This window comes from Leisingera sp. F5 (assembly GCF_001593695.1).
Genome location: NZ_LUKH01000086.1, coordinates 1 through 7222, shown reverse-complemented (window position 1 = coordinate 7222; position 7222 = coordinate 1). Strand labels below are relative to the sequence as shown.

General features: G+C 59.3%; 6 protein-coding genes and 3 pseudogenes. 4 read left to right on the top strand and 5 right to left on the bottom strand.

Annotation, left to right across the window (positions count from 1 at the left end; genetic code table 11):
- Window positions 1-312: 312 nt before the first annotated feature.
- From A2I95_RS24120 to A2I95_RS24110, 3 genes and pseudogenes are all read left to right on the top strand, one after another.
- Window positions 313-441 (top strand): annotated as a pseudogene (locus A2I95_RS24120) (ATP-binding protein); the annotation flags it as partial.
- A gap of 63 nt (window positions 442-504) precedes the next feature.
- A complete protein-coding gene (locus A2I95_RS24115) occupies window positions 505-1251 on the top strand; it encodes a response regulator (RefSeq protein WP_291733925.1) in 747 nt (248 codons plus the stop codon).
- A 159-nt stretch (window positions 1252-1410) separates the two neighbouring features.
- Window positions 1411-3807, top strand: a pseudogene (locus A2I95_RS24110) (SdrD B-like domain-containing protein); the annotation flags it as partial.
- A 291-nt stretch (window positions 3808-4098) separates the two neighbouring features.
- Here A2I95_RS24110 and A2I95_RS24105 read toward each other — a convergent pair.
- Window positions 4099-4932: pseudogene (locus tag A2I95_RS24105) on the bottom strand (class I SAM-dependent DNA methyltransferase); the annotation flags it as partial.
- 49 nt (window positions 4933-4981) lie between these two features.
- A complete protein-coding gene (locus tag A2I95_RS24100; protein WP_291733923.1) occupies window positions 4982-5371 on the bottom strand; it encodes a type I restriction-modification enzyme R subunit C-terminal domain-containing protein in 390 nt (129 codons plus the stop codon).
- Here A2I95_RS24100 and A2I95_RS24095 point away from each other — a divergent pair.
- Window positions 5352-5936, top strand: a complete 585-nt coding sequence (locus tag A2I95_RS24095) for a hypothetical protein (protein ID WP_291733921.1) — start codon at window positions 5352-5354, stop codon at window positions 5934-5936. The two genes, A2I95_RS24100 and A2I95_RS24095, sit on opposite strands and share 20 nt — an antisense overlap.
- 110 nt (window positions 5937-6046) lie before the next feature.
- Here the strand turns inward: A2I95_RS24095 and tnpB are convergent, their stop codons facing one another.
- From tnpB to A2I95_RS24080, 3 genes are all read right to left on the bottom strand, one after another.
- Window positions 6047-6331: an IS66 family insertion sequence element accessory protein TnpB gene (gene tnpB, locus A2I95_RS24090; protein WP_291733920.1), complete on the bottom strand. Its 285-nt coding sequence runs from the start codon at window positions 6329-6331 to the stop codon at window positions 6047-6049.
- Between the two features lie 63 nt (window positions 6332-6394).
- Entirely contained in the window at window positions 6395-6799 is a 405-nt protein-coding gene (locus A2I95_RS24085) for a transposase (protein ID WP_291733918.1), read from the bottom strand.
- A 226-nt stretch (window positions 6800-7025) separates the two neighbouring features.
- The coding region (locus tag A2I95_RS24080; protein ID WP_291733915.1) for a hypothetical protein at window positions 7026-7222 on the bottom strand (197 nt) is incomplete at its 5' end.

Sequence of the window (7222 nt, the reverse complement as noted above, 5' to 3'; positions counted from 1 at the left end):
CTTGCAGGCGATGCGGGTTTCGGGCGGCCTGCTCCTGCAGCATGTGAATGACGTGCTGGAACTGTCGCGGCTGGAGGCCGGCGCTGATACAGAGAAACGGCGGATCTTTGACCTTGAGGAACTGGTCAGCGGTCTGATTGAAAGCCAGCAGGCCAGCGCCAAGGGCAGGGGGATCGACCTGTCACTGCACTGCAGCCTGGGCGGCAAGCCTGTGGTGGCCGGGCGGCCGCGCGCCGTGCAGCAGGTGCTTTTGAACCTGATCGGCAACGCCTTGAAGTTCACCAGTGATGGCGCAGTGAGACCGGCCAGGGCATTGCGCCCGGCGACCTTGACCGGATTTTCGAAGATTTCATCACTCTGGATTCCAGCTATGGCCGCGGCAGCGAAGGCACGGGGCTGGGACTGGCAATCAGCAAGCGTCTGGTGCAGGCTATGGGCGGCACGATTGCATGCGAAAGCGAGCTCGGCGAAGGCAGCCTGTTCACTATCTCGCTGGCGTTGCCCGTGGCCAAGGCGCCGCCGCGCCAGGCAGCACGGGACAGACCCCGGCAGAACGGTGCCTGCCGTCTGCTGATCGCCGAGGACAACGACATCAACCGTGAGCTTCTGGCCACGATGCTGCGCCAGGAGCGGCATCAGGTGACGGCTGTGCCGGGCGGAGCCGAGGCGGTACAGGCGGCTGAAGACGGGCAGTTTGATCTGATCCTGATGGACATCAGCATGCCGCAGGTGGACGGGATCGAGGCGCTGCGCCGGATCCGCGCCCAAAAGCTGGCCGAGGGCACCGACATTGTGGCGCTCACCGCGCATGCCGCGGCGGAGGATCACGCCCGCATTCTGGACGCCGGGTTCGCCGAAGTTCTGACCAAACCGGCCAACAAGGCTGAGCTGGCTGATGTGATAGACCGCAGGGCAGGCGGCGGGGTCAAGGTGCTGCCGCGAACGCAGTCGGACATCCACCAGTTTTTTGAAGCCCTTGGGCAGGACCGGGCACGCAGCTTTCTGGCTTCCTTTTGCGAGGAGGTAAATCAGTTGCAGGACGGGCTGCATGGTTGCGCGGTTCTCGACGCTGGCCAGCGCAAAGAGGCGCACCGGCTGGCAGGGTCAGCGGCTGTTCTGGGCCTGGCCGACCTGCGCGCGGCGATGCTGGCGATCGAGAATGCGGAAGATGGGGGGACGCCTCCGGTTGCGCCATTCCAGCAGGCCTGGGCCAGCGCGGCACTGGTTCTGGCCCCGCATTTGCACGTGTAAACCAGTTTCCTTGCTGGCGGCTGATGGTGCAGAATCGCCGGATGCGCCGCGCTCAGTCATATTTAATCGAGAAATCAATAGGTTCTGATTCAAAATTAAAGCGCGGATGATAGGTACGGCCAAAACGCTTATGTCGATGGCGAACCGGCCGGCGGGAAGATGTATGCCGAAAGCTATCACGTCCTGAAGGGCTCGGACGGCAATACCTATTACCTGATCGAAATCGAGATCGAAGGCCATGACGCCCCCGGAGAGGGCGAAGACTATTTCGCCTTTTATAATGATGTTCCCCCGGCCGGGGTTGAATTGACTGTGGTCAAGACCTGCGGCGTCAAGGGCAACTGGGTTGATTACAAATGCCTTGGCGCGGGTGACAAGATTGAAACCGGATCCATTTCGGGCACCGTTTTTGGCGATTTGGATTGTGACGGCATTAACGGGGAGGTGACCACCATCCCCGGTTGCGACTACACAATCGAAGCCGAGAACATGCACAAAAGCGGCTTTAAGACAGTTGACGGCAGCCAGGCGTCCGGCGGCGAGCTTGTCAAGCTGGCTTATGCAGGGTGCTACGGCACGCTGAGCACCACCTTTGACGGCAAAACCGGTGTCTACGACGTAAAGATACGCGTTCAGGATGAAAACGACGGCCAAAGCAAAATTAAGCTGAAGGTAGATGGTCAGTTAGTTGAAGCAATCCGGCTGGGTGCCGATTCAGATGGCGGCGGGTCGAATGATGGCGGCTTTTCAACCTATGTCATCAAGGATGTTGCCATCAGCAAAGGGGAAGACATCACGATCAGGACCAAGGGCGATGGCTACGAATATGTGCGCATCGATAACATCGTTCTCGAAGGCCAGGACCAGCAAGAAATGGTGTCGGAGCCGGGCAAGGCTGATGTCACGATCAAGCTGCTTGATGCCGGCGGCATGATTGTTGCCACAACGACCACCGATGCCGAAGGGAACTACAGGTTCGACGGCATCGAAGCCGGCGATTACAAGATCATGGGCGTGGCGCCTGACGGCACCGAATTCACCATTCAGGACGCGGGCTCGGACGATACGATCGATTCAGATGTTGATGCAAACGGCATGTCCGGCGTGATCGCTGTTGGTGCCGGCACAGAAACCGACATTGATCTGGGTGTTTTCGAAGGGCAGCCGGGATCGCTCTCGGGCCGTTACTTCTTCGACACCGATGGCAGTGACACCGACAATGGCGAAGCGGGCGTTGCCGGCGCAGAGATTACTCTGACGAACCTTGATACAGGCGAGGTGTCCACCACGACGACGGATGCCGATGGCTTCTATGCGTTCGAAGATCTGGACCGAGGCAGCTATGAGGTCTTGTTTGCTGAGGTCGACGGCTTCGGCTTCGTCGCTCAGGATCAGGGCGGTGATGATACAATCGACTCCGATGTTACTGCCGCTGGCAAGGTCGAGATAATCGAAATAGGCAAAGGCGAGGCTGCCAGCGATATCGACGCCGGTATCCGCCCCTGCGGTAACATCTTCGGCGAGTCGGGGGTGGATGATGTGCTCATCGGCTGCGACACGGATGACAATTTCCGCGGGTTCTCCGGCAATGATCTGATTGATGCGCGCGGCGGCGATGACTTCATCGACCTGGGCCGGGGCAATGACACAGCCATCGGAGGCGCCGGCAATGATACGATCGACGGCAGTTTCGATTTCGACACCGCAATCTTCGGCGGTGCGGCTGCGGATTACACGATCACACTGAATGCACTGGACGGAAGTTCGCTCACAGTGACGGGGCCGGATGGTGAAGACCTGTTGATTGATGTGGAATTGCTGCAGTTTGACGATCAGGACGTTCTGATCTCCTCCCTGATCCTTTCGGCCAGCGATGATGCGGCTGATCTGCCTGCCCTGAACGGCAGCGTCAGTGTTGATGTGCTGGCAAATGACAATCCGGGACAAGCTCCCGGCACGCCGGTTGTCATGTCCGTTACAGACGGGCAGTTTGGCACGGCGTCAGTCGAGCCGGACGGCCAGATCACCTACACCGCCACTGCGGAAGCAACCGGCGGGTTTGACGTTGTGAGCTACACCATTGCCGACAGCCAGGGCCGGATGGCGACAGCCGAGCTTCTGTTGGGCGACATTGCTGCTCCGGACGCGTCCGCGCCGGGCGCCGTGATATTGGGCGGCGGGGGCGAAACCTTCGAAGGCTCAGGCCTTGATGATATCATCATCGGTGGCAGCGGCGGCGACACCATCGCTGGCCGCGGCGGCAACGATGGCATCGACGGGGCGGGCGGCAACGACTCGATCCAAGGTTCGGCTGGCGATGACACGATCATCGGCGGCGAAGGGGATGACGATCTGTCGGGCAACCGCGGCAATGACCTCATTTCCGGCGGCGCCGGCAATGACACGATCGCGGGCAGCGGCGACAACGACCAGATCCTGGGCGGCGATGGTGACGACGACATCAGCGCCAATCCGGGCGACGACTTCATTTTCGCCGGCGCCGGCAATGACGAGATCGACGGCAATGTTGGAAACGATCTGATTTTTGCAGGCCAAGGCGATGATGAAATCAACCGGATCGGCGAGGGTGCAGACAGGGCCTTTGGCGGGGATGGCGATGACGTTTTTGTCTGGCGCGACTTCCAGGCGGATGTCTTCCAGCTCTTCGCTGAGAGCTTCGATCTCGTCCAGAGCAGCGCGAAGGTGGCCCAAAATCGCTGCGGCGATTCCATCTGGCTCGGTCATGTCATCTTCGGGATCGCCGCTTTCGTCGCGCAGCCATGTCCAGTCGAGGTTGTCGCCGCGTTCGATGATTTGTTCACGGGTCAGCTTGCGCCAGCGGCTTTCTTCGCCCTGTTCCTCGCGGTCTGCGCCGCCCAGGGAATCGGGACCGAAGAGGCTTTCGAATTCTTCGAAGTGGTTTGGCTTCAGCGGATTGGTCTTGCCGAAGGGCGGCATGTTGGTGCGCAGGTTGTAGAGCCAGACGTCCCTGGTGGCCTGTTGCACGTGGTTCGCCGGGTGGACCTTGTCCGTCACACAGGTGAAGAACAGCACGTTGGTCTTGACGCCTTGAGCATAGAAGATCCCCGTTGGCAAGCGCAGGATTGTGTGCAAGTTGCAGTTCACCATCAGGAAGCGGCGCAGCTCGGTGCCTGTGCCGTCGCCAAAGAGGATGTTGTCGGGCATGACAATGGTGCAGCGCCCGCCATTCTTGAGGTTACGAACGGCGTGTTCGAGGAAGGGCATCGGGCCGACACGTTCGCCCGCTGTCAGGGTGAAGTCCGGGCGGTTCACATTGCCCGACATCTTGTTGAACGGCGGGTTGGTCAGGATCACATCCGCCTTGCCGAGCGTTTCGCCCTGCGGTGCGCAACTGTCCTCGCAACCCACAAGGCTTTCGATCCCATGCAAAAGCATGTTCATGACGCACAGACGGTGCGTGTCCGGCACCCATTCATGCCCCCGGAAGGCAAGGCGGCGCTGAAAATTGCCCTGTTCTTCGGTAAGCGTGAACAGGTCGTCGGTGGTGTCCTTGATCGCGCGGTCAGCAGCGATAAGGAAGCCGCCGGTGCCAGCGGCAGGGTCTTGGATAATTTCGCCGGGTTGCGGTTTGACCAGGCGAATGATGCTGTTGTAGTGGTTCGGATGTGACCTGACAGGCGCCGCCGGAAAAACGGCCAACTGTCAGGTCACATCCGAACCACTACAATTAAACACTCGATTGAGGCGGTTAAAGCCCCCCTGTGCGGTAAAGGTGCCCTGGTCGATGGCTCTCGCGGTCCACGACGATTTCTTTTGTGATTTGCTCGGCAATACGCCGTAACCAAGTCTTTTGAGGGTCTGTCCACTTCGCCTTGGCTAGGATTGCCTTCGTAGCAGATTGCACGCGGGTTTCAAACGGGATCAAGGGGTCGCCCAGTGCAGCCTGCCTTACGAATCCTATGATCGAAGCGGCGATATCTTCATTCGAGGCGTCATTCCACGCACGGCGAAGGCTCGTTTCTGAAAACCCCAACTTGTCCAGTTCCAGCCGCAGGTTACGTAGCTCGGTCCGTGTGAGTTCTCTTGGCCGCTGCACGAGGATTGATAGAGCAGCAATCTTGTTCTGGTTGTTTTTCACGAATGACGTGAACGCCGAACGACGCGATCTTACTGGTAACCTCGACAACGGCCATTGGGACTGTGAGCAACTGCCCGAGGCGCCGCGCCCAGTGGCTTTTACCGATACCGGGCGGCCCATCCAGCAGAATAGGCAGCAGACGCAGGCCAGGCCATCCTTCGCGCACAGACCGGCGCATCACGTGCCACACTGTTTCCGTCGCCGGAGCCATCCAGGGCATTTCCCCGTGCAGCTCAGCCGCCAGTTCATCAGCCTGGTGTTCAGTAGCGATTGCAGCCAGCCTGACGTCATCCCGCAGCACAGCAAGCCGTTCCCTGTGTTCCCGGGTGAGATGCCCTATGCCGGAAGCTGCTTTCCGGCGCTCGAGAAGAAGAGCAACACGGCGGTTGATCCGCGCTCTCTCCTGTTCGCTGGGGCTGGTGGAGTGGCGGCGCCTCGCGGATTTTTCACTGTTGTCTGCGTTCTCCGCACCAGCGCCGGTATCAGGCAGCTTCCGGCTTCGCAGGTCGCGCAGATGCTGCGCGAACCTCTTCTCGAGAGTATTAGGAGATGTCTTCCGGTTTGAAAAACCGGGCTTCGATGAAGGGGATGCGGGACATCAGGGTAAGACCTCTGGCAAAGTTGGGCTGTTGGCCGGGAGCGCTCCGGCCGCTCAACATGGAACTGGCTGTGGGTTTAAAGGAAAACGGGCTTGCGGCTGTTTGATGCTGCTACCTGGGTCCAATCGATCTCTTCGAAAAGGGCATCGAACCGCACTTTGCTCAAGGTGACAGGCCCGGCCTGCGGTTTCGGCCAGGTGAAGCGCTTGCCGTTCAGCCGTTTCGTGATCAGCACAAGGCCGGAGCCATCCCAGACCAGAATCTTCAACCGGTCGGCACGCCGTGAGCGGAACACGTAAATCGCCCCGGAATAGGGATCGAGCTCGAAATTGTTGGCTACGCAGGCGGCAAGCCCGTCCATCCCCTTTTCGGAAATCGACCGGCTCCGAGGCAAGGTAAATCCGGAAGTTGCTGGCAGGAGAAATCATTGTGCTGCCCTCACGGCCCGCAAAACTTCCACCAGGTGATCGGCAGGATAGCCAAGGAGTATCTCGACAGCTGCCGCTCCGATACTGATCCGGCAGGAGGTGCTGCTTGCAGCCTCGGGTCCATTGACGTGAGGAGATGCAGAGGGCGGCTGGGCCACAGGAGCAACGACCTCGACAAAAGCTGGGTTCTTCCCGGAAGTGCCGGCCTTCTTAACCCAGAGAGCGACCAGCGATTTGTTGGCTCCGATCTCCTCAGCCGTCTCGCGGATTCCGGCTCCAGCAAGGATCGTTTGAACAGCCTTGGCGCGGAGCGCGTCAGGCCATTTACGCCGCCCGGAAGAGGAAACAGGGACCGTGAATCCCCACATCTTCACCTCTTCCGGCATCATTCCGTCCAGCATCACCACCTCCTTTCTTCAGGTGGCGCCAGTATCTCAAACCCCTTATTTTATTGAAACATGGGGTCTTTGCACCGCTTACCCTAAAGGGGCGATAAAAAGAAGGCGCGGCAAGAAACCCTTGCCGCGCCTTGAAGGCCAGAAAAACTTCAAACCGCTTGGCACAAACTGTTTCAGCCAGGGCTCTTGCAGCCTGATAGCCGCATTTGAAAATTGCTGCCCGATTGCGTCAGGACCGGAAAACAGCAATGCGTTTTTGTTTTAGGGCGGCTGACAGATGCTCGATTTCTTTTGCAAGCGGCCGGTCATCCCGCAACGGGGGAGAAATCCTTCGAACCTGTTCCTTTATGCCAGTTAGAAATCCGCCGCTGCTGCCGGTTGTGTTGCGGATTTCTATCGCTTGGCAGGCAATGAGCAATTCAATCG